The following is a 21,145-nucleotide window of genomic DNA, read 5'->3' on the forward strand; positions in this document are numbered from 1 at the left end:
TTCGGCATCAGGTGCGCGACTGTACTCTCTCGAGCACACGCTTACGCAGGTCGCGAGACAAGCGGAAGTTCGTGTTCAGCAAGCGACGTAACGGGGCTCTACTGTCCAGCAAACCAAGGTCATCCGCCTGCAACAGCACACCGATGATCCCTATTGCTTGAAGTCCCTACCGTTCTGCTTCGAGGCGTCCTTGTTGCTCGTCGATGAGTATTAATTCGGCGTCAACGACCTTTGCAAGATGGATGGCCTCACGTTCACCACGGCCCATAGATATGGAGATGGCGGGCGAGACAGCATCGACCGAGCGCACGCCTACCCATGGTGGCAAATTAGCGGACCAGGCCCGAACGGATTCGGGTCCTCTGCCCAATTCATCCAGCACTGCGGCAGGTATCAGAACTTCTCCGTACAGGAGATGCAGCACATCGATGCTCTGAATCTGAATCAGGTAGTTGAGCGGAGAAGTATCCGCCAACAACAATCACAGGCCGCGAGGTTTCCGCCCGGTCAATCGTTCGATCGTCTGCAGGTCTTGTTCGAGGTCCTCAACGCCATAGGCGTGGTCCTCGATATGTCGCGAGTTCAAGAACCCGTCGAACTCGAAGCGAGACATGCCTAAAAGCTGACTTGCCTGAAAGTGGGACAAAGCCTCCGATTGGAACCCAGCGATCGCGATGGCCTCCAGAGCTTCGCGCGCGGGGTCGGCATGAGTTGCTAGATCATCCGGCAAATCGACCATTACCTGCATGGCAAGAGGGTAACAGAGGCATATGCCGTGATTGCACCTCGCATTTACGCGAGCGCCGGTTCCGATTCCTGCTCGGCGACCCCTTCGCGCAGCCAGCCGTAGAGCGGAAAGGCTTCGGCGAGATCGGTGATTTCGCCGCGGATGTTTCGGAGCTTCGCTGGGTCGCCGCGGTGTTCCAGGGCGGTGGCGATCCACTTGGCGATCTGCCGCATCTCCGGCTCGCGCATGCCGCGGGTGGTCAGCGCGGGCGTGCCGAAGCGGACGCCGCTGGGTTTGAGCGGCGGATTGGGATCAAACGGAATCGCGTTCTTGTTGACCGTGATGCCCGCGGCTCCCAGCGCCGCTTCGGCCTCGGAGCCGAGGATCCCTTTGGCAAAGGTGTCGATCAGCAGCAGGTGCGTGTCCGTACCGCCGGAGATGACGCGGTAGCCCTCGGCCTGCAGCGCCACGGCGAGCGCACGAGCGTTGCGGACGATCTGCGCCGCGTAGGTGGCGAACTCGGGCTGCAGAGCCTCTTTAAACGCGACCGCCTTGGCCGCGATCACATGCACCAGCGGACCGCCCTGCTGGCCGGGAAAGACAGATCGGTCGAGCGCGGCGGCGAACTCCTGCTTGCACATAGCCAGGCCGGAGCGCGGACCACGCAGTGTCTTGTGTGTGGTGGTCGTGACCATATGCGCGTGCGGCACGGGCGAGGGATGCACGCCACCGGCGACCAGACCGGCGAAGTGCGCCATGTCAATGAACAGGTAGGCGCCCACCGCATCGGCGATCTCTCGCATGCGGGCGAAATTCCAGAAGCGTGGATAGGCACTGCCGCCCCCCACGATGACCTTTGGCCGCTCGCGCTTCGCCAGCTCTTCCAGGGCGTCGTAGTCGAGCGTTTCGGTGTCCCGCCGCACCTGGTAGCCGACGATGCGGTACAGCTTGCCGCTGAAGTTCAGCTTGTGTCCGTGGGTCAGGTGGCCGCCGTGGGCAAGGTCCAGGCCCAGCAGCGTGTCGCCGGGGTTGATCAGCGACATGTACACGGCGGCGTTGGCCTGCGACCCAGAGTGCGGCTGCACGTTGGCGTGCTCGGCACCGAAGATCTGTTTCGCGCGGTCGCGCGCGATGTTCTCGACCACGTCGGCGTACTCGCAGCCGCCGTAATATCGCTTGCCGGGGTAGCCCTCGGCGTACTTGTTGGTGAAAACCGTACCTGCCGCCTCAAGCACCGCGCGTGAGACAAAGTTTTCGCTCGCGATCATCTCGAGCCCGTCGTGCTGGCGGCGAGCCTCCAGTGCGATTTGTGCGGCAATCTCCGGATCTACGGTTGCAAGAGGCGCGTTCAGGTCGATGGCCATGCCGCCATTCTCTCACTGTGCGCGGCCGCGCGGCTCAGGCGTTATCCAGGCGCATCCGGCGGTAAGCGCTCCAGACAAACTGCCCCATGTACCAGCCGTCCAGGTACTTGTACGGAGTTTCGCCGGTGGTGTAGTGACCGCAGGGCAACACGCGGCTGACCAGTTGCACGCGGCGATCGCGCAGGTTGCGCAGAACATCCAAGGAGAACTGCCGCAGAAACGTCAGATCCCAGGTCGCATGAATAACCAGCGTACGGCGTGTGCGCTCCGCCGCGAACCGGTCCATCACGCTCATCGGGCTGATGCCGGCGAAGATGGACCGCACCTCGTCCTGCGTGATGCCTTTGCTCTCAAACGATTCGCGCACGTGCCGCGTGCTCTGGCCGGTCCAGACCACGTCGCCGAACCACGTGCTGGCATGGTTGAAGGCGCAGACCTGGATGCGTGGATCGAATGCCGCCGCCAGAAATGCGTAGCAACTGCCCAGGCTGGTGCCCAGCACCCCGAACTGCTCGTAGCCCTGCGAGGCGAGCCAGTCGATGCAGCTGCGCACATCGACAACGGCCTGCCGCGCGGCCATGATGGTGCGGCCCACATTGCTGCTGACAGCGTAATCGCTGCGCTCCAGCTCGGCCGGGCGCCGTATGTCGTGGTACGGCTTCGACAGGCGCAGCGCGCCGATGCCGAATTTGTTGAAGATGTCGCACAGCGCGTTGTGGCTGAAAGCATCGGCGTTCCACTGCGGCATGACGATGATCGCCTGCTTGGCACGGTTCGGTACCGCGTGCGGGGCCTCAGGATACCAGCGGGCGTTGACGACGTCGTTTTCTGCATACTTCGTTCGCACCGGCGAAGTGAAACGCAGAAACTGCGCCTTAGGCAGGTTGCCGCCGGTGGCCTGCTCCTTGTACCAGCGGTCCTGCTCGAGCGTTTCCGGGCGAACATTGGTCGGGTAAAGCTCAGGAAATCGCTCTTCCAGGCGGAAGTCCGCAGGCATGGTGTAACCGTAAAAATCGTTGGCCCTGGCGACGATCTCGTCATTCACCTCCGCCATGGCGCGCGTCGCTTCCTGCGCGCTGTAGCTGCTCTCGGCCTTTGCCGCCCACTCCGCGGCCAGGGGGCTGAAGCCAGCGAGCCAGTCGAAGCCCCACTCCAGCGGACGCACAATCCGATTCGTGTCCCGCGTGGTCAGCGCGGTTTCCCAGCGGATCATCCAGTCCGCGTACCACTTGAACAACATGCCTACAGGATAAGCGAGCGGGCGACGGCTGCCTCCAGCGCAAAGCAAAGCGGCCCGGAGCTGATCCGGACCGCCGATTTTTGCTTCATGCAAACCTTACTGCACGTCGCCAGCTTCCAGGTGCGACTCCAGGAAGTACAGTTCCTCTTCGGCTTCCACGATGAGCTGGTTGTAGAAGTCGGAGGTTGGGCTGTCGCCGATGTCATCGATCTTGTCGGACGCCTCGCGCAGCTCCTTGCAGTACGTGCCCAATGCGTCCGACAGCGCGACCAGGTGCTCCTTGCCTGCCACCGCCTTGACGTTGTATGCAGAGATAGGCGAATGCTCAGCCGACTGGCGCACCGTACCGGATGCCACGCCACCCAGCTGCGTGATGCGCTCGGCGATGGGATCGATCTGCTTGAAAATGACCTTTGCCGTGGCGTCGAATACCAGGTGCAGCTGGTAGAAGTTGATGCCCTTCACGTTCCAATGCGCAAACTTTGCCTGCGAGTACATGTCCAGCGCGGCGGCCAGCGTCACGTTCATCACATCGACGGTCTTCTGCTTTACATCGTCCGGGAGTGCGACGCGGTTCTTGTACATCTTGCTCTTCTCTGCCATGGTGTTCCCTTTCCGAATCTCTGACGGCATGCGTAGTCGCTCGCCTCGTCAGACCGTTGGATGCAGAGAGGCGCAAAGGTTTGGCTCAAGCCCGGACGGGGCTCGTGACAAAAGCGCTAATCGGCAGCGATGGCAAAATCCGCTTCGCCACTTTTCTGCCGCATCGATGCAACCGGCTTCACCTCCACGAGTGTGCTGTAGAACGTAGCGCCCCCGCCGAGATCCGTGACGCGCTCGCTGGTCAACACATTCACGCCGCCGTCACCTGCGGGCGCGAGCTTGTTCCAGCCCAGCGTGCAAGTGACGACACCCGGCGCAACGCGATCGCTGATGTGAACAGAGAGTTGCAGGGCACCGCGCGCGCTGCGCACCTCCGCCAGGTCGCCCTCCGCCAGACCACGTTCGGCGGCGTCGGCGGCATTCATCTCCACAGTCTTCGCCAACTCACCTTGCATGGTCTGGTGCCGTGGCAGGTTGGCAAATGTCGAGTTCATCCAGTTGTCGCCTTTGCGCGGCAGCAGTTGCAGCGGAAAGTCTGATGAGGCGGAGGCAAAACCTTCCTCGCCGGGGTGGTACGCGGGCACGGGGTCCAGGCCTTTGGCACGCAGCGATTCGGACGCAAACTCGCCACGGCCGCTGGGTGTGCGGAACCATGAGGCGTCGGCAAAGGGCAGAAAATCGCCGGTGGCATCGCGTGGGACATCGAGTGCAACGAAACCGCGACCCTGCGCGCGGCGGGGGGCGGCGGACGCCATCTCCGCAGTGCCGGAGTTCTGCCAGGCATTGATCGCACCCGATGCATCGTTCTCACCGCTCTCGCGCAGACCTGCTTCGAGCATGTCGAGTGTGATCCCTTGAAGCCACGGGTTTGCGCTGCTGATCGCCTGCGCCATCAGGTCGCGCTCGGTGTCTTGGAAACAGGACTCGACGAAGCCCATGCGCTGCGCCAACTGGGCGAAAACCCACACGTTCGCGCGCGCTTCGCCAAGCGGGGCAATCGCCGCCGGCGACAGCTGTACATGCATGTGGCCGTAAGCACCCTGCAGATCCGTTTGCTCCAGAAACGTTGGCGCGGGCAGCAGGATGTCCGCAAAATCCGCAGTGTCGGTGAAGAACGTATCGTGCACCACCGTGAACAGGTCAGACCGCCGCATACCGCGCAGCACGGCATTCTGGTTGGGCGCGACCGCGGCAGGGTTGCTGTTGTAGACGAACAAGGCGTGCACGGGCGGGCCATCGCCCGGCGCACTGCCGAGTTCCGTCAACGCATGGCCGAGCCGGCTCATATTTACGGTGCGTGCCTTGCGCCGGAGTGGCGAGGCATCCATCAACTCCGGCATCTGCAGCTTCGCGGAGTTGAAGCCAAATGCGCCCGAGGTCGACAGCAGCAGGCCTCCGCCGGGATGTTGCCACGCACCCGTGAGCAGCGGCAGCATGGCAATGGCACGCATGGCTGTGCCGCCGCCTTCGCTGCGCTGCACGCCGTAGTTCACGCGTATCGCGGCAGGCCTGGTGATTGCGTAAGCGCGGGCGAGCGCGACGATCTGCTGCGCGGCGATGCCGGTTACTGTGGCGGCCGCTTCGGGCGCGTACTGCGGCTCCTGCAACCGCGCGTACAGCTCCGCAAAGCCGTGTGTGCATGTGTCCACGTAAGCGCTGTCGTAGAGCCTCTCGTCGACAATCACGCGCATCATCGCCATCGCCAGCAGCACATCGGTGCCGGGACGGATGCGCAGATGCTCGTCTGCCAGCTTTGCCGTGCGCGTCTGGTAGGGATCGATCACGATCAGGCGTGCACCCTGCCGCCGCGCTTCTTCGATGAACGGCCACAAGTGAATGTTGTTGCCGTGAACGTTCGCTCCCCATGCGATGACCAGCCTTGCCTTCGCAAAGCTCTGCGGCTCCATGCCGAGCCGTGTGCCGTACACATCGGTCAGCGCGGCGCCCCCTGCGGTGGAGCAGATGGTGCGGTCCAGTTGAGACGCGCCAAGCCGGTAAAAAAAGCGCCGGTCCATCGATCCAAAACCAAGCTGGCCGATAGTGCCCGCGTAGCTGTACGGCAGAATGCTTTCCGGGCCGTGCTGGTCGCTGACCTGCCGCAATTGCACCGCGATGGCGTCGAGCGCGTCATCCCAGGAGATGCGCTCAAAGCTCTCGTGTTCGCGGCCATGTGGCAGCGCGCCCTTGGCCACGCCGGCGCGGCGGCGCATGGGATACAGCAGCCGGTCCGGAGCGTACACACGGTCCAGAAACCGGGCGACTTTGCCGCAGAGAAAGCCACGCGTGACCGGGTGTGCGGGATCGCCCTGCAGCTTTACCAGCCGGCCTGTCGCAACGTCCTCGGTCGCGATCACCCGGCAGCTGTCCGGGCAATCCAGCGAGCAGGTTGTGTAATGAAGCCGGGTTCCACCACGCAGCGAGCTGCCGGCCTGCGCGCCTGCGCCGGTCACCTGTGTGCCGAGTGAAACTGCGGGCGCGCCCGCGTTGTCTCCAGCCTGAACGCTCATGGCATGATTCTAGCTATCGGACGGCGGATTTCGCCTCTGCAAAGGAGTTTCCGATGATGCGCTGCTGCACTTCCCTGCTGCTTGCCGCCACACTGCTGGGCCCGGCCGGTGCCTTGCGTGCGCAAAGCGAAGGCTCGGCCATGAGGGTGTTGCCGCAGGCCGAGCTCGACGTGGTCAAGGTATTGACCGCGCAGGAGCGCGCCTGGAACAGCGGCGACATGCAGGGTTTTCTGTCGGGCTACAAGCAGACGCCGGAAACGACGTTTATTGGCGAAACGGTCCAACACGGCAGCGACACACTCGCGCAGCGGTACCACTCGACCTATCCAAACAGGGAAAGCATGGGCACGCTCAGTTTCATCGACCTGGACCCGCACCTGCTGGACGACCGCTTCGCCGTGCTGACAGGGCGGTTTCACCTGGACCGGCCACGCAGGTCGGGTGGCGCCGCGGATGGCGTTTTTTCGCTGGTGCTGGAAAAGACGGCGATGGGATGGAAGATCATCCTGGACCACACAAGCTAATCTGTCCATTACCGATGCAGGGGTGGGCGTCAGCCGACGCGCGGTGTAACCGGCCCCAGCCATGCTGGAAAGCATGATCCCCAGTTTGCTTCCCGCTACGTTCGCTGTAGCGACCCTGACCGGGGCAACGGCCGCAGTGCTTCGTGGCGTGCACGCGCCCGGGTCGCAACTGCTCGCGCCATCCATCTCGCAAGTGCCGAACCGGTCGCGGCAGATCGCGCTCACGTTCGACGATGGCCCCAGCGAAAGTACGCCCGCGCTGCTGGAACTGCTGGCGAAATACCGGATTCGCGCCACCTTTTTTGTGTGCGGCAAAAATGTGAAGCGCCTGCCCCACATTGCACGGGCGATCGTGGAGGCTGGTCATGAGCTGGGCAATCACACGCACCGCCACATACGCCTTTGCCCGCGGATTGGCTGGGACATGAACCTGCTGAACTCGCGCGCGATGCTGGAAGACATGCGCAGGGCACAAATCTGCATTCAACATCACACGGGCATCTGGCCGCGCTATTTCCGAGCGCCGTATGGCCTTCGCTGGTTCGGTTTGCGGACGGCGCAACGCCGGCTGGGCGTGCAGGGCGTGACATGGTCTGTGATCGGCCACGACTGGGAATGGCCGCGGGACCGCATCGCCGCACACCTGCTGCGACACACCGAGCCGGGCGGCATTGTGTGCCTGCATGACGGTCGAGATATTCGCGTGGATGCCGACCTGCGCGAGATGCTGGCCGCCCTGGAAACCGTGCTGCCGATCTGGCGGGCCCGAGGATTTCGCATCGGCACCGTTCACGAACTGATGCGGGCCGGCGCACGCAAAAAGAAATCCGGCAGCACCTTGCGCTCGCCGGATTCCGTGCCGCGCATGGCGTCTTCGCGCTCGGAGTCGTAGCCCCGCATGGTTCTGGCGCCGAAGGGAAACGCAGGGCACTTCGTTCTTCCCGAGTTCGATCCCGCTGTCGTTTCGAACGAACCGAGCGGCGAGCGTTCGCGCCGGGTGTGGCACGTGCTGCAACTTTCTGACGTGCTGGACCTGGAACTGGCGACCGCGCTGGCCGAGCGGCGGGATGTGGTGCTGTGGCAGCCGAAACGCCGGCTCTTGCCCATACCCCTGCACTCTCGCGCGCCCGATCGTTCCGTGGCCGGTTCGCACCTGCGCATTCGGCAGTTTCCGCTGCTGCGTGGATTTGCGCGCCTGCCGCCCGCGGCCATTAGCTGGGTCAGCCGCTGGCTGGCAGCGGAGTTGGCGCGCGGTTGCGACGCGGAACATTCCGTGCTGGTGTGTACGATCCCGCACTTTGCCGCGGTCGCGGAGGCATGGCCGGGCCCCGTGGTGTACTGGCTGACAGACCGGATCGCCGCGTACGCAAACGCGGACGCGGAACGCATTGCCGGCTGGGACAAGCGCATGTGCTCCGCCGCGGACCTGGTATGCCCCAGCTCCGTCCGCATTGCCGAGTACCTGCAGGAGCAGGGCTGCGACCCGGCAAAAATTGAGGTGTTGCCCAACGCAACCCGCGCCTGCAACCTGCTGCCGGCACCGCTGAAGGCGCCAGCCCGGTTGCCAGAAGACATCGCACACCTGCCCCGGCCCATTGCAGGCGTGATTGGAAACCTGGCGGGCAACATGGATTGGGAGCTGATCGAAGCGGCGATCGAGCAAAGCAAGCCGTTCACGTGGCTGTTTGTCGGATCCAATAACATGCACATCGCCGACGCCCCAGCCCGTGCCGCCCGGCAGCGTGTCATGCAGCACCCGCGGACTTGCTTCACCGGGCCGCGGCTGTATGGCGACTTGATGCACTACGCGCGCGCCGTGGACGTGGCGGTTCTGCCCTACCGGCGTTGCGAGCCCACCTTTTCCGGATCCAGCACCCGCTTCTATGAACACCTGGCGGCGACCCGCCCCATGCTTGCCACGCCGGGCGTGCATGAACTGCTGGGCAAAGCGCCACTTGTAAAGCTGGTGACCACGCCGCAGCAGATGGCCGAAGCCATGCAAGCTCTGCAGGCCGGCGGCTTCGACGACGGATGCGGGGGTCTGCGTTGGCAAGGCAGCCAGCTTGCCACCTGGAGCCGACGGGCCGCCCAGATGTCCGCGGCGCTGGCCATGCGTGCGCCGGATGCGGTGCTTAACCGCGAAGCCCTTGCACCAGAACAGGAACCTGCTGGAACGCCGGTTTGAGGCGCACGGGCCGAACCCGGGCGCGCGGCGCTCACCTTTGCGCCCTGCGATAATCAAACCACTGTGCTGAAGCGCTCTCCTCGATCCTCTGCAGCCATTTCTGCAGCTCTGTTTCCTTTCCTTGTTTCGCTTGTGGGTTGCCGCGCACAACGTCCCGCGGTAGCCGGCCTGACGCCAGACCTGGCGCGCCGCATCGAGGTGACGATCCGCACCCGCGCCAGCATTCCGTTCAACTACCAGGTCCAGGTGACCGATCTGCACCCGGATGCCGCGATGCCGAACTACAACGACGTGACAGTCACCGTGGGCGAATATGGCAAGCCGGGCAAGCCGCTGAACCTCCTTTTGAGCAAAGATGGCAACACATTGGCGCAAATGACTACCTTTGACCTGACCAAAGATCCCAGGGATACGGTCAGCGATGCCGGACGCCCCGCCCGCGGCGGTAGCGAGAAGGCGCCGGTGCGCATTGTGGTGTTTGACGACTTGGAGTGCCCCTTCTGCGCCCGCATGCACGAGCAGATGTTTCCCGCAATCCTGAACCGCTATGGCGACCAGGTCCGCATTGTGTACAAGGATTTTCCGTTGTCGCAGCACCCCTGGGCGATCCATGCAGCCATTAACGCCGACTGTCTGGGCGACCAGAACACGGCGGCGTATTGGAGCTACGTCGACCATCTGCATGCTCAAGCCGCGAGCATAGGCGGAGAGGAACACAGCCTGACCGCGGCAAAAATCCAGTTGGACAAGATCGCGACCGACACCGGCAGTGCGGACAAGCTGGACGCTAGCAAGCTGCAGGCATGCATTGCAAAGCAGGACGAGACTCCCGTGACGGCGGGCCTGCGCGAAGGGGAATCGCTGAACATCAATGGCGTTCCCGCGCTCTACATCAACGGAGAGACGATCAGCGGCGCCGCGCCGATCGAGTTCGTCTACCGGGCCGTGGACGATGCACTGCTGGCGCAAGGCGTGACGCCTCCACCGGCCGTCCCGCTTCCTGACCTGAACGCACCCGCACCGGCGACACCGCCGGCCGCGGCAGCGCCTGATTCCGCCAAGCCTCCGGCCGCGACGAAGTAGATTGAGACGTTCCCATGCAATCGAAACTACAGCGATGGACCCGCCACGATACCATTAGCCCCGTGACGCTCGAACAACACCCGCACCCCGGCCGTACGTTCCGCCATTTCCTGGTGGTGGTTGCCGTCTCCTGCTCCGTGCTCGCGCTGGCGGGCTGCCCCAAGAAGCACGGCGACGATGTGGTCGCGAGCGTAAACGGGCATGCAATTCCGCGCGCGGATCTGGACCGGCTCTTCGACGCACAGCAAAAGAACAAGCAGGACCCCACCCCCGAGAGCCAGGAACAAGCCGACAGCGAACGGCTTGAGATGGTGCGTGGTCTGATCGATCAGGAAATCGTGGAGCAGCGCGCCGCCAAGATGAACCTGACCGCGACCAACGACGAGGTGGATGCAAAGATTGCCGAGTTGAAGTCTCACGGCACCGACCAGGACTTCAATGAATACCTGAAGCAATCGAACCAGACGCTGGACGATCTTCGGCGCAATGTGCGTCGTTCGGTCACTTCGACCAAGCTGTTCAACAAAGAGATCGAAAGCAAGATCAATGTGACCGACGCGGAGGTCACGAACTATTTCAACGCGCACAAGGCCGAGTACAACCTGATCGAAAACCGTTACCACCTTGCGCAAATCCTGGTAACGAGCCTGCCGCTTGATCCGACCGCCGCCGCGCAGGGGCAGGCCAATCTGCAGGGCAGCAAGGCGACCAACGAAGCCGAAGCCAGAAAAAAGATTCAGACAATCAAGAACCGAATCGACGCCGGCGAGGACTTCGGCACGCTCGCGGCAAACTACTCCGAGAATCCGCAGACGGCGTCCAATGGTGGCGACATGGGCTTCCCGTCGGAGTCACAACTTCGGGCCGACCCGCAGACTTTTGCGGCGATCAGCAAGCTGAAGGCTGGCGAAGCCACGGACATCCTGCCGGTGTACGGTCCTACCAAACAGGTGATCGGCTACGTGATCCTGAAGCTGCTGTCGCGCGAGTCCGCCGGCCAGCGCGACCTGACCAGCCCGGCCGTGCAACAAAGCATCCGCGATCAACTGCGGAACAGCCGCTCGCAGCTGCTGAAGAACGCCTATCTTGAGATGGTCCGCGACCAGGCCAAGGTCGAAAATTACCTGGCGGACTCCATCTTCAACAAGGGCGCGAAGTAGGTGCGATAGGCTAAAAAGAACGGAGTCGAGCGATGCCACAGACAGTCCGCCTCGAATTAGAAATTTCCTCTCAGCTCAACGAAGATCTCCAAGGCTTCGTTGGGGCCGGTGCTGACGCGATCGCTAAGTTTATAGAGAGTGCAGTCCGCAAAGAGATGTTTCACCGCACGGTGCAGCAGATCAAGAAGGTGTTTGCCGACGCCGACCAGGACGAATTGCAGACCAGCATCGACCGGAGTTTGCTTGAAGTGCGGCAGGAGCGCGCGGCGAAACAGGTTTAGTTTTCAATGCGCGTCGTTCTCGACACGAACATCTTTGTATCGGCTCTCGTCAGCAGCGGCGGTCCGCCCGATCTCGTTTATCGCGCCTGGCTTGTACAGAGATTCGATCTACTTACCTGCCATCGTCAGGTCGAGGAGTTACGGGAAACGCTGCATAAGCCATTCTTTTCTGGCCGATTGCACCCTCATGTGATCGGACGGTTGATCAACGATCTGCAGGATATGGCGATCGGGATTGATCCTCTGCCGCGCGTGGTGCGGTCGTCCGACCCGGACGACGATTTTCTCCTGGCACTCGCGCAGGCAGGACGCGCCGACTACCTGGTCAGTGGTGATAAGAGCGGCCTGCTGGCACTGCGCAAGCATGCCGGTGCAAGCATTGTGACCGCCCGTGCGTTCGTCGACCGGCTTTCCTGACGCGCAGTGTTACCGCGCGTAGCTGCGTTCCGTCGCGCGAACGCGCAGCGTCTCGCCCTCACCAAGAACGCGCACTCGGCTGCTGATGCCGGCACGTCGGGCAGCCTCCAACAGGCGTACCGGGGGTTCTTCCATTGGCTCGCGGCCCAGCGGGAATGTGCCGAAGTGCATCGGGATCATCGTCTGTGCGGTGCGCAGGTCGATGAAGGCCTGCAGCGCCTCCTCCGGGCTGGTATGCACGGCGCGGTAGCTGTCCGGGAAATACGCTCCGATGGGCAAGAGCGCCACTCGCGGCGCCAGACGCGACCCGATCTCGCGAAATCCGTGAAAATAAGCGGTGTCGCCGGAGTGGTAGACCGAGTGCTGGCCGTTCGCGATGACGTACCCGCCAAACAGCCGGTGCGTGTCTTTGAACATTCGCGCACCCCAGTGCTTGGCCGGGGTCATCGTCACGGAGACGCCGGTCGTGGTGCCGTCTGCGGCGCGCAGTTCGGCTTCCTGCCACCATTCCAGCTCTGAGGTCATGCGGAAGCCAAGCTTCGCGACCAGATCCGCCACGCCGGCAGGCACAATCACCTCTGGCGCGACGCCGGTAATGCGCCGGGTGTGACGAACGACCTGGCGCAGCGAGCGCAGGTGCAGGTGGTCCATATGCGCGTGAGTCAGCAGCACTGCATCGATGGGCGGCAGGTCGCGCACACGCAGGCCGGCGCGGCGCTGGCGGCGCAGCAGAATCAGGGCGCGCGCAAATACCGGATCCACCAACAGGTTGCGGCCGCCTATCTGGATCAGGAACGAAGAATGCCCGATAAAGCTGATCCCAAGCTCCTCATGCTCGACGAGCACAGGCGGCTGCGGCTGGCCGGCAAGCGGCTGCCGGTAGCTTTCGCGGGTTACACGGTAGAGTTGGCGCAGCTTGCGCAGGATTGTCGGATGCGGAAGGCGGCTCACATCTTGTTGGATGATTCTGCGGCGGGATCGTTCCCTGGAAACAAGCGCTGTTACGCCGGTTATGGCCTGGAAGGTTGGCCTTTGCCCGAAGATCCCGCGGAATTTTCAGATTGCGAAAGCGAATCTGATAGCCTCAAACCCGTTCGGGAACGAACGCGGAGTTCGAGCAGACTTTTTCGACACGTTTGAGTACCTCGCCCCAAACCGAACCGGCACCGAAGCCGGGCTGGCTGAGCCGCGTCGCTTACCACGCGGGCACTACGGCTACGCGTGAGCTGCTGGTGCTGTGCTCGCTCACGGCGCTGCTGCTCTTCTATGGACTGGTGCCGCTGCGCGTCGGACATCTGCAAATCTCGCGGCCAGAGATGGGCCTGGTCGGCGCGGATGAGCCGCGTTACGCGCAGATCGCGGCGGAGATGCTCGAGGCGCATTCGCAGGGCTGCCACGCGGTCCATGCCCGGGTGATTCCACGGTCGCTGCGCGCCGCCGACCTGCGCAGCAGCGCCAAGTGCCTGGAAGCGGGCTTCGTGACGCCCATCCTGTACGGCCACCCCTGGCTTGAAAAGCCGGCGCTGTACTACTGGCGCACCATGAGCTTCTTCAAAGAGTTCGGCATGTACGACTGGGTGGCTCGGCTGCCCAGCTCCACCGGCGCCTTTGCCATGGTGTTCCTGATCTTTCTGCACATGCGGCGATTCCGGCCGGGCGGACACCTGGACGCGGCGCTGATTACCGCGTCAGCCATCGCCATCGTGGCATTTGCCCGCGGCGCATCGACGGACATGCAACTGGCGGCGCCGTTCGCCATCGGCATGCTGGGCTGGTACGCCTGGTATGAAACGGGCAAGAAGTTCTGGCTCTTTGACCTGTACTTCTTCGGTGCCCTGGCGGTGCTGGCGAAGGGCCCGGTCGCGATCTTTCTGGGCGGCAGCATCATCATTCTGTTCGTTGGCCTCAGGCGAGAGTGGCAGGTGCTGCGCCGCATGTTCTGGTGGCCGGGACTGCTGCTCTTCCTGGTGCTGGTGCTGCCGTGGTATATCGCGGTGCAGCTGCGCAACCCGAACTTCTGGCACTTCTTTCTGTTTGAGCAGAACCTGGAGCGCTTCGCGAGCAATCGCTACCAGCACCACCAGAATCCGTTTTTCTATGTGCTGGTCCTTCTGGTCGCGTTGATGCCCTGGACAGTGATTTCGCTGCGGGCGCTGTGGGACGCGTTTCAGACGGCGCGCGCGGAGTGGCGGGTGCGCTACCTGCCCAGCCGCTACCTGGGTCATCCCCGCCCGGGCGACGCCTTCCCGGAATTCCTGGTTCTCTGGGCCGTGTTTCCAATCCTGTTCTTTTCGTTCTCCGGTTCCAAGTTGCCGGGTTACATCCTGCCAGCAATCCCGCCGATCACGATCCTTACAGGCGATTACATTTTCCGCGCCCGGCGCCGCCCCACCTCCATGCCCACCGTGATCGCGCATGGCGTGACCGCAGGCGCCATGGCGTTTGTCCTGATGCTATCGCCGCAGTACATGATTTTTCAAAAACTGGTGCCCCCGGCCAGGACCATTGCCCTGACGGCGGGCATCGCGGCGATCTTTGCGCTGACGATTGTGTTCACGGTGCGGCGGTTCGGCCTGCGCTACCTGCGAAGCGCGACGCTGGTGCCGGTCGTCGCAATGCTGTTCTGGTTGCTGCACACGAACGGCTGGCTGCTCGACGCGAACTACTCCGCCCGGCCCCTGGCCCAGGAGATTGCACGGCGCGCACCGGGGGTCAACCTGCTTGTGACCCACCATATTCGCCGCGATATGGACTATGGTCTGTGCTTCTACCGGCAGCAACCGTTGCGGCACTACCTGCCGCAGCCCTCGGTCACGGAAAAGCAGTGGGTGATCACGGGCATCCCAAACGAAGAGCACATCCTGGTCCTGCGGGAGGATGATCTGCAGGCGCTTCCCAAGCTGTTGTCGAACCGCACGTACGAGCCGCTGCTGATCAACGAGTGGCAGGGGCTGGCAGTGTACCGGGTTGGCCCGTTGAAGTAGACCTGTGCTGCGTGTTCCCAACATGGTTCCCCTGCACCGCGCAGGGCCGAAACCCGCTACCCTCAAACCGAGAGTGCTCGATAGCTATGACATTCGCGACCTTCGCCTCCACCCGGGACGCGACCTGCGCCCCCTGCTGGCTGAGGAAAGCGCCGTCTGGCGACGCGAGCTGTTGTGGGACTACTCGCACTCCATTGAACTGCTGATCGGCTACCTCGATCAACGCATCCTTCCGGGCTTCGTCGCGGTGGAGCGCCGCACCGGGCAGGTGCATGGCTACGCCTTTGCCGTGTACGAAACGCAGAAAGCAGTCGTCGGCGATTTGTTTGCCTCAGGCTCACGCCGTATCGAGCTGCAACAGCTTCTGCTGCGTCACCTGCTGCCCATGCTTCAGCACACGCCCGGCGTGGAGCGCGTGGAGTCGCAGCTGCTGCTTACGCCGCCGGAGTTGCAGCCCGTCTTCGCCGAAGCGGCTTTCCGAAGCTTTCCCCGGTTGTTTATGCAAACAGAGCTGCCGGATCTGCGCGAGTTGATCCCGGCGGGCAGCCTGGTACGCCGTGAAGATGAACCCGCGCCAGACCTGGGCAGCCTGCGCCTGCGACGCTGGACCGCGCCCATGTACCAGCCAGCCGCCGACCTGATTCATCGCGCTTATGTGGGCCATGGCGACACGGAGATCAACGACCAGTACCGCAGCGTGCAGGGGTGCCTCCGCTTCCTGCACAACATTGTGCGGTTTCCGGGCTGCGGCACCTTTACGCCGGAGCACTCCTGGGTACTGGTCGAGGAACGCACTGGCGAGGTGGACGGGTTGCTGCTGACCACGCGCGTGGAGCCACAGACCACGCACATACCCCAGCTATGCCTGGCGCCGCGACGCCGTGGGCGCGGCCTGGGCCGCACCATGCTGCGCCACGCCGCGACGGAGCTGGCCCGCGCCGGGCAGCGCACCGTGACGTTGACGGTGACCGAAGCCAATGCGGGGGCGCTGCAGCTTTACCGGCAGCTTGGGTTTACGCCGCGGCACCGCTTCCACGCGGACGTGTGGTGGAGGTAGCCGGGCGCCGCTAGTGGCAGCAGGTGCGTGCCGCGTCGCCATAGCTCAGGCTTGGGTACCAGTCACCGCCGCGTCCACCGGGTGTCAGGTCGAGCCACGTCCAAAGCGGGTCGATGTCGGCGCCGCCACGCGGATCCTGGCCAGGGTCGGCCATGTCAAAATTTATCTCGCCGCTCCAGAAATGGCGGACAACACCACCCTGCCGGGTAAACACGGTAAGCCCGGGAACATCGCCGTCGTCAGCGCTGACGTAGGTTCGGGTAAAGTCGCCCGATGGGTCAGAGTAGAGCGGAACGTTGGACCAGCCGCGCTGCTGCTTCCAATCCGCGAGCCGCGCGTACGGTGAGCGGGCGATTACGCCGAAGGCGACGCGCTGCTGCAGGTCCTGCACCTTGGTCTGCCAGCCGGCGACGGTCGAGGTGCACATGGGGCAGGGCGCTTCGCGCTGCGGGCCGAACATGAAGCTGTAGAGGATGAGTGTGTCTTTTTCGCCAAAAAGCTGGTCGAGCGTAACGGTCCCGTTTGGGCCTTCAAATACGAAGTCCTGCGGAACCTGACCACCGAGTGGGAGGGCGCGGCGCAGTGCGGCAACCTCTTCATTATTGCACGCAGCTCGATCTCGGCGGCCAGCAGGCGCTGGCGCGCGGTGCGGTACTCCGCACTTTCGTTTGGAAAGCCTGCGGTGTTCTTCTGCGCCAGTTCTGAGGCAGGAGTGAGGGTTTGCTCAGGCATGCGGAGACTCCTTGCGTGTGACGCAAACAGCATAGCCGCTAGTGTTTGATGAAGTACATCCCCCAGCTCACGACGATGGCCGCAGCCAGAAATCCCGCGAAGCACAGAGCGCCGAAACGGACCATGGCTTTCGGCGCGGAGCGCTGGGTCACGCCGAAGACGATCGAAGCGAAGAAGGCATACAGCAGAAGTGCGGTGAAGTGCGACATAAGCTACCGGTCCGCCTTTCTGCCGTTGGCGAGCGACTGCGCATCCACCGCGGCCATCACGTTGAGCAGGCCCGCGACCACGATGAACTTGGAGCCGTAGTCGGAGAAGGCGTCGCTCAACTGGGTCGCGCCCAGATCGCCGAGCTTTGCGATTGCCCACAAACCGATCGCACCGGCGTCGCCGATGAAACCCAGGATGTCCAACGGGTCACCCGTGGTCGGGGTGTAGACCTTGCCGTGCATCGCCGGGCCGATGGCGAACATGGCGATGATCGCCACGAACAACAGCAGCGCCCGAATCGGCTTACGGACGAGCACGTGCCCCAGCCCGGGCACGACCCAGCCAGCCAGCAGGACCAAATCCGGAGAGATGCCGGTACGCTTGACCGGGACGACGACTGCCTTGGTTGCCATTCCGTTGTTGAGTCTATCAGCGCGGAGCGCGGTCAGATGCGCACGAGCTCGCGCTGGACGCGGCCGGTGACCCGAGCCTCGTTCGCAGAGGTGAGCATGTCCACCTCCAGCCGAACACCAAAGTCGCCGGGCAGGTAGATGCCGGGCTCGACGGAAAAGCAGGTGCCCGGCAGAATCGTTCGCTCGTCGTGCGATTCAAAGTCGTCCAGATGAGCGCCGGCGCCGTGCAGTTCCGTGCCGATGTTGTGACCGGTCCTATGGGTGAACCAGTCCGCAAATCCACGCTGCTCAATGACGGCACGCGCCGCGCGGTCGGCCTCCCAGCCAGCAATGGGCTCCCCGGCTGCGAACCGCTGCTGAATGAGCGCGATAGCCGTGTCGCGCGCGTCGCGGACTGCTTCAAAAACCTCTGACTCGCGCGCAGTGGGCTCGCGATCAACCACCCCGCACCACGTAATGTCGTACCAGACCGCGTTGGGGTCGTTGGCAAGTTTGGCCCAGATGTCGATCAGAACGAAGGAGCCGCGCTCGATGGACCGTGATGAAGCGGGCGTGGGTTCGTAGTGCGAGTCGGCTGCGTTGGGCCCAACCGAAACATTGGGGCCGTGCTCGGTGATCAGGCCGGCTTCGGCGATGCGCGCCTGCAGGTACTCGACCGCGCTGTACTCGTTCGCGCCGGGCGAGTTTGCGCGAACGCGGCGGCCAATCTCGTTCCAGCCCTCGTCCAGAATCTCGTCGATGCTCTGCTGCGCTTCGTAATGCGTCTGCATCTGCCGGGGCGTCAGCACCGCCTCAAAGCGGCTGACCAGGTCGGCGGAGCTGACGATCTGCTTGCCCATGCCGGTCAGCATCTCGTGTGTACCGGCGTCGAGCAGGCCGATGTACATCACGGCGTTGCGGGGCGAGTACTGCATGGCGATGCGGTTCGCGCCGGTGAGCATGGCCGCAACGCCCTGCTCCATCTCCTGCCAGGTGGAGTAGGCGGTTTTCTCTCCAGGAAGCGCGTCAAGCCGGCCGGATTCGATGCGATGCACGAGCTTCCGCGGCGCACCCTGCGCCGGAATGAAGTACCACCAGCGGCGGGTCACGTGCGCGCTGGAGGCCAGGCCCAGAATGCGATAGGCAAGCGGGTCGCGGCCGTGATGGTCGTAAAAGAGCCAGCCATCGAGGCCAGCCTCGCGCAGTGCAGTTTGTATACGGTCCAAATCCACGGAGTCCTCGCTTTCAGCGTACTGCGTGCAATGCAAAGGAGCGCGGCAACTGCCGCGCTCCTTTGCTTCCATCGATCGCTCCTAGCGGAGTGATGCCTGCTGCTGTTGCTGCTTCTTGAGGGCGTTTTGTTCGAGCGCCTGGGCTTCCGGCATGAAGGTTAGCGCCTTGGCGACCTGCGGGTCCGAATCCATCATGGCGTGCAGCCCCTCGGTGGCACCGAATTCTGAGACGAACAGGCTGCCCTTAATGTTCGACTTGAGCCAGTCCAGGTTGGTGGTGAAGTCCGCGTCGGTGTAGTCAATCTTTTCGGACTTCAGGTAGGCTTTGAAATCGTTCAGCACAGCGTCGTCCACGGTGAAGTTCGGCTGGATGTCGCGGTGGGCCAGGTAATGCTTTGTGAAGTTGAAGAAGGCGGTGTGTTGCAGCAGATTTAACTCGAACGGATTGGAGCGCGGCTGCTCAATTTTCTCATCAGGCGTGATGCCACCGCCGCCGTATACGGTACGGCCGCTGTCCGTCAGCTTGACCTCGGTGTTGGTCTTGTCGGCCGGTTTCGCGTCCGCACGAACGTAGTAGTAGTCGTACAGCGAAACGCCGTTGTAGTCGCGCTGAATCAAGCGGCCGGACGGCGTGTAGTAGTGATAAGTCGTGAGCGCCAGGCCGGTGTTGTCAGCAATCTGAAACACGGTCTGCACCAGTCCCTTGCCAAAGGTGGTCTCGCCGACGATCAGGGCGCGATCGTGATCCTGCAAGGCGCCGCTGACGATTTCCGCCGCGGACGCGGTGTTGCGGTTCACCAGAACCACGATGGGAAAGCGCCGGTCGTCCTGCTCACCGCGGCTGGCGCGATACACCTGGTCCGGGAACGCACGGCCCTTCTGCGAGACGACAATGTCGCCCTTTTTCAGGAACTTATCGCTCATGCCGACCGCCTCAGTCAGCAAGCCGCCGGGGTTGCCACGCAGGTCGATGAGCAGGCCCTGCAGGTCGGGCCCGAACTTCGTCAGGGCGTCCTGCACCTCGTGCGAAGTGGTTTCCATGAACTGGGTCACGTGGATGTAGCCGATTCCGGGCTTTACGAAATAGGCCAGGTCCACCGAGGGCCGCGGGATGTCATCGCGAACCACGTCAAACACAATCGGCTGGTCGTGGCCTTCACGCTGCATAGCAATCGCGGCGTGCGTTCCCTTGGGCCCCTTCAGAATGTTGGAAATCGCGAGGGAGTCCTTGCCTGCCATGGAGGCGCCGTTGATGCTGACGATCACGTCGCCCGGCCGGATGCCGGCCTTGTGCGCCGGCGAATTCTCAAACGTATCCGCAACGGTGGTGTGGATTACGCCGGCTTTGTCCGGCTGCGACTGGATGTGCATGCCGACGCCGTAGTAGTGGCCGCGCTGGTCCTCGCGCATCTGCGCGTACGCCTTTGGATCGTAGAAGTTGGAGTGGGGATCCAGAACGTGCAGCATGCCCGGAATGGCACCGTCGTACACTACCTTGTCGACCGTCTCACTGTTCAGCGGCTCGGCATAGTTTTGCTCAACGACCGAGTAAACGTCGGTGAACTGGTGCAGGCTATCGCGCAGGGTACTCTCGTCGCTTGCGGTCTGGGCGTTCACGCGCCCGTTCAGAAACTGTCCGGCAACCGCGCAGGTGGCCAGAAACGCGGTGAGCGACAGGGCGGCGCGGCGGGTGCGAGAGGGCATCAGGCAAGTCCTTCAAACTGCATTCGATGCGCCGGGCGCGCCGGGCAGGCGGGCGGCGGTGCTAAGAAGTAGACGGAGTATAGCACCGGGCGGTAGCGCGATTGTTTGTGAACCGGGCATACTGGTGCCATGGCGACGGCGGTGCACATCCTGGTTGAGGAGTACCTGCGCAGCTCCTATGAGCCCGACTGCGATTACGTGGACGGTGAACTGCAGGAGAGAAATTTGGGCGAGCAGTATCACAGTCTGGTTCAGAAGATGGTTGCGGTGATTTTTTCTGTTACACGCAAACAGTGGGGGCTCCGCTCACTTACTGAGCAACGCGTGCAGGTGTCCGCGCGGCGCTATCGGATCCCGGATGTTTGCGTAGTGCGCTCCTCTGACCCGATTGAGCCCATCCTGCATACACCACCCGTGCTGTGTGTCGAGGTGTTGTCACCGGAGGACCGGTTCGCCCGTATCCAGCAGCGTGTTCAGGAATATCAGCAGATGGGCGTGCAGCATATCTGGGTCATCGACCCCGAAACCCGTGAGATCTGGACGGCAGCGGGCCAGGAGGGCCTTCGTCCTTTCACCGGAAATGCGCTTCCGGTTCCAGGCGTAAGCGCAGCCATTTCCGTGGCCGACATCTTTGCGGAAATCGATGAAGCTCCTCGCAGCTGAAGCCACCCGTGCGGGCCTACTGCGGGCGCGAGCGCATAGAATATTAAGCAGCGCCTACCGCCACCCCGCGCGTTTCGTCC

General features: G+C 63.2%; 23 protein-coding genes. 10 read left to right on the forward strand and 13 right to left on the reverse strand.

Features of this window, described 5'->3' with window-relative positions; translation table 11 throughout:
• Nucleotides 1–7 precede the first annotated feature (7 nt).
• From ACOFKT_RS12790 to ACOFKT_RS12820, 7 genes are all read right to left on the reverse strand, one after another.
• Nucleotides 8–154, reverse strand: a complete 147-nt coding sequence (locus ACOFKT_RS12790; protein WP_419807166.1) for a DUF3368 domain-containing protein — start codon at nt 152–154, stop codon at nt 8–10.
• Nucleotides 155–166: 12 nt separating this feature from the next.
• A complete protein-coding gene (locus ACOFKT_RS12795) occupies nt 167–475 on the reverse strand; it encodes a hypothetical protein (RefSeq protein ID WP_419804366.1) in 309 nt (102 codons plus the stop codon).
• A 6-nt stretch (nt 476–481) separates the two neighbouring features.
• Complete coding sequence (locus ACOFKT_RS12800) at nt 482–748, reverse strand: UPF0175 family protein (protein ID WP_419804367.1); 267 nt, start codon at nt 746–748, stop codon at nt 482–484.
• Nucleotides 749–792: 44 nt separating this feature from the next.
• Nucleotides 793–2,091, reverse strand: coding sequence for a serine hydroxymethyltransferase (glyA, locus tag ACOFKT_RS12805; RefSeq protein WP_419804368.1), 1,299 nt, complete (start codon nt 2,089–2,091; stop codon nt 793–795).
• A gap of 34 nt (nt 2,092–2,125) precedes the next feature.
• Complete coding sequence (locus ACOFKT_RS12810; RefSeq protein WP_419804369.1) at nt 2,126–3,331, reverse strand: alpha/beta hydrolase family protein; 1,206 nt, start codon at nt 3,329–3,331, stop codon at nt 2,126–2,128.
• A gap of 96 nt (nt 3,332–3,427) precedes the next feature.
• Nucleotides 3,428–3,934 carry a DNA starvation/stationary phase protection protein Dps gene (dps, locus tag ACOFKT_RS12815; protein WP_419804370.1) on the reverse strand — a complete coding sequence of 169 codons (507 nt, stop codon included), beginning with the start codon at nt 3,932–3,934 and terminating at the stop codon, nt 3,428–3,430.
• Nucleotides 3,935–4,050: 116 nt separating this feature from the next.
• Nucleotides 4,051–6,441: a molybdopterin-containing oxidoreductase family protein gene (locus tag ACOFKT_RS12820; protein WP_419804371.1), complete on the reverse strand. Its 2,391-nt coding sequence runs from the start codon at nt 6,439–6,441 to the stop codon at nt 4,051–4,053.
• 53 nt (nt 6,442–6,494) lie between these two features.
• Here ACOFKT_RS12820 and ACOFKT_RS12825 point away from each other — a divergent pair, with 53 nt between their 5' ends.
• From ACOFKT_RS12825 to ACOFKT_RS12855, 7 genes are all read left to right on the forward strand, one after another.
• Nucleotides 6,495–6,965, forward strand: coding sequence for a YybH family protein (locus tag ACOFKT_RS12825; protein ID WP_419804372.1), 471 nt, complete (start codon nt 6,495–6,497; stop codon nt 6,963–6,965).
• A gap of 73 nt (nt 6,966–7,038) precedes the next feature.
• Complete coding sequence (locus ACOFKT_RS12830; protein ID WP_419804373.1) at nt 7,039–7,857, forward strand: polysaccharide deacetylase family protein; 819 nt, start codon at nt 7,039–7,041, stop codon at nt 7,855–7,857.
• 6 nt (nt 7,858–7,863) lie between these two features.
• Nucleotides 7,864–9,150, forward strand: coding sequence for a glycosyltransferase (locus ACOFKT_RS12835; protein WP_419804374.1), 1,287 nt, complete (start codon nt 7,864–7,866; stop codon nt 9,148–9,150).
• A gap of 132 nt (nt 9,151–9,282) precedes the next feature.
• Nucleotides 9,283–10,233: a DsbA family protein gene (locus tag ACOFKT_RS12840; RefSeq protein ID WP_419804375.1), complete on the forward strand. Its 951-nt coding sequence runs from the start codon at nt 9,283–9,285 to the stop codon at nt 10,231–10,233.
• A gap of 14 nt (nt 10,234–10,247) precedes the next feature.
• The gene (locus tag ACOFKT_RS12845) at nt 10,248–11,393 is read left to right on the forward strand and encodes a SurA N-terminal domain-containing protein (protein WP_419804376.1); all 1,146 of its coding nucleotides are present in this window, start codon (nt 10,248–10,250) and stop codon (nt 11,391–11,393) included.
• Nucleotides 11,394–11,425: 32 nt separating this feature from the next.
• Nucleotides 11,426–11,674 (forward strand): ribbon-helix-helix domain-containing protein, encoded by a 249-nt coding sequence (locus ACOFKT_RS12850; protein WP_419804377.1) that lies wholly within the window; start codon nt 11,426–11,428, stop codon nt 11,672–11,674.
• A gap of 6 nt (nt 11,675–11,680) precedes the next feature.
• Nucleotides 11,681–12,091 carry a putative toxin-antitoxin system toxin component, PIN family gene (locus tag ACOFKT_RS12855; protein ID WP_419804378.1) on the forward strand — a complete coding sequence of 137 codons (411 nt, stop codon included), beginning with the start codon at nt 11,681–11,683 and terminating at the stop codon, nt 12,089–12,091.
• A gap of 9 nt (nt 12,092–12,100) precedes the next feature.
• Here the strand turns inward: ACOFKT_RS12855 and ACOFKT_RS12860 are convergent, their stop codons facing one another.
• Nucleotides 12,101–13,042 carry an MBL fold metallo-hydrolase gene (locus tag ACOFKT_RS12860; RefSeq protein WP_419804379.1) on the reverse strand — a complete coding sequence of 314 codons (942 nt, stop codon included), beginning with the start codon at nt 13,040–13,042 and terminating at the stop codon, nt 12,101–12,103.
• 185 nt (nt 13,043–13,227) lie between these two features.
• On the opposite strand from ACOFKT_RS12860, the gene ACOFKT_RS12865 reads away from it, so the two are divergent.
• Entirely contained in the window at nt 13,228–15,075 is a 1,848-nt protein-coding gene (locus ACOFKT_RS12865; RefSeq protein ID WP_419804380.1) for an ArnT family glycosyltransferase, read from the forward strand.
• 4 nt (nt 15,076–15,079) lie between these two features.
• Nucleotides 15,080–16,132 carry a GNAT family N-acetyltransferase gene (locus ACOFKT_RS12870; protein WP_419804381.1) on the forward strand — a complete coding sequence of 351 codons (1,053 nt, stop codon included), beginning with the start codon at nt 15,080–15,082 and terminating at the stop codon, nt 16,130–16,132.
• Between the two features lie 10 nt (nt 16,133–16,142).
• Here the strand turns inward: ACOFKT_RS12870 and ACOFKT_RS12875 are convergent, their stop codons facing one another.
• From ACOFKT_RS12875 to ACOFKT_RS12895, 5 genes are all read right to left on the reverse strand, one after another.
• Nucleotides 16,143–16,715 (reverse strand): DUF899 family protein, encoded by a 573-nt coding sequence (locus ACOFKT_RS12875; protein ID WP_419807167.1) that lies wholly within the window; start codon nt 16,713–16,715, stop codon nt 16,143–16,145.
• Nucleotides 16,716–16,902: 187 nt separating this feature from the next.
• Nucleotides 16,903–17,073 (reverse strand): hypothetical protein, encoded by a 171-nt coding sequence (locus ACOFKT_RS12880; protein WP_419804382.1) that lies wholly within the window; start codon nt 17,071–17,073, stop codon nt 16,903–16,905.
• Nucleotides 17,074–17,076: 3 nt separating this feature from the next.
• The gene (locus ACOFKT_RS12885) at nt 17,077–17,487 is read right to left on the reverse strand and encodes a DUF6677 family protein (RefSeq protein ID WP_419804383.1); all 411 of its coding nucleotides are present in this window, start codon (nt 17,485–17,487) and stop codon (nt 17,077–17,079) included.
• A 32-nt stretch (nt 17,488–17,519) separates the two neighbouring features.
• Nucleotides 17,520–18,698: a M24 family metallopeptidase gene (locus ACOFKT_RS12890; protein ID WP_419804384.1), complete on the reverse strand. Its 1,179-nt coding sequence runs from the start codon at nt 18,696–18,698 to the stop codon at nt 17,520–17,522.
• Nucleotides 18,699–18,779: 81 nt separating this feature from the next.
• Nucleotides 18,780–20,402: a S41 family peptidase gene (locus tag ACOFKT_RS12895; protein WP_419804385.1), complete on the reverse strand. Its 1,623-nt coding sequence runs from the start codon at nt 20,400–20,402 to the stop codon at nt 18,780–18,782.
• 129 nt (nt 20,403–20,531) lie between these two features.
• Here ACOFKT_RS12895 and ACOFKT_RS12900 point away from each other — a divergent pair, with 129 nt between their 5' ends.
• The gene (locus ACOFKT_RS12900; RefSeq protein WP_419804386.1) at nt 20,532–21,065 is read left to right on the forward strand and encodes a Uma2 family endonuclease; all 534 of its coding nucleotides are present in this window, start codon (nt 20,532–20,534) and stop codon (nt 21,063–21,065) included.
• Nucleotides 21,066–21,145 lie beyond the last annotated feature (80 nt).

Source organism: Terriglobus sp. (assembly GCF_965201105.1).
GTDB lineage: Bacteria > Acidobacteriota > Terriglobia > Terriglobales > Acidobacteriaceae > Terriglobus.

Bases quoted from the DNA above. Each gene is read 5' to 3' on its own strand.
- ACOFKT_RS12800 (WP_419804367.1), bottom strand. From the start codon at position 748: ATGCAGGTAATGGTCGATTTGCCGGATGATCTAGCAACTCATGCCGAC.
- glyA (WP_419804368.1), bottom strand. From the start codon at position 2,091: ATGGCCATCGACCTGAACGCGCCTCTTGCAACCGTAGATCCGGAGATT.
- ACOFKT_RS12810 (WP_419804369.1), bottom strand. From the start codon at position 3,331: ATGTTGTTCAAGTGGTACGCGGACTGGATGATCCGCTGGGAAACCGCG.
- dps (WP_419804370.1), bottom strand. From the start codon at position 3,934: ATGGCAGAGAAGAGCAAGATGTACAAGAACCGCGTCGCACTCCCGGAC.
- ACOFKT_RS12820 (WP_419804371.1), bottom strand. From the start codon at position 6,441: ATGAGCGTTCAGGCTGGAGACAACGCGGGCGCGCCCGCAGTTTCACTC.
- ACOFKT_RS12825 (WP_419804372.1), top strand. From the start codon at position 6,495: ATGATGCGCTGCTGCACTTCCCTGCTGCTTGCCGCCACACTGCTGGGC.
- ACOFKT_RS12830 (WP_419804373.1), top strand. From the start codon at position 7,039: ATGATCCCCAGTTTGCTTCCCGCTACGTTCGCTGTAGCGACCCTGACC.
- ACOFKT_RS12835 (WP_419804374.1), top strand. From the start codon at position 7,864: ATGGTTCTGGCGCCGAAGGGAAACGCAGGGCACTTCGTTCTTCCCGAG.
- ACOFKT_RS12845 (WP_419804376.1), top strand. From the start codon at position 10,248: ATGCAATCGAAACTACAGCGATGGACCCGCCACGATACCATTAGCCCC.
- ACOFKT_RS12850 (WP_419804377.1), top strand. From the start codon at position 11,426: ATGCCACAGACAGTCCGCCTCGAATTAGAAATTTCCTCTCAGCTCAAC.
- ACOFKT_RS12855 (WP_419804378.1), top strand. From the start codon at position 11,681: ATGCGCGTCGTTCTCGACACGAACATCTTTGTATCGGCTCTCGTCAGC.
- ACOFKT_RS12880 (WP_419804382.1), bottom strand. From the start codon at position 17,073: ATGTCGCACTTCACCGCACTTCTGCTGTATGCCTTCTTCGCTTCGATC.
- ACOFKT_RS12885 (WP_419804383.1), bottom strand. From the start codon at position 17,487: ATGGCAACCAAGGCAGTCGTCGTCCCGGTCAAGCGTACCGGCATCTCT.
- ACOFKT_RS12895 (WP_419804385.1), bottom strand. From the start codon at position 20,402: ATGCCCTCTCGCACCCGCCGCGCCGCCCTGTCGCTCACCGCGTTTCTG.
- ACOFKT_RS12900 (WP_419804386.1), top strand. From the start codon at position 20,532: ATGGCGACGGCGGTGCACATCCTGGTTGAGGAGTACCTGCGCAGCTCC.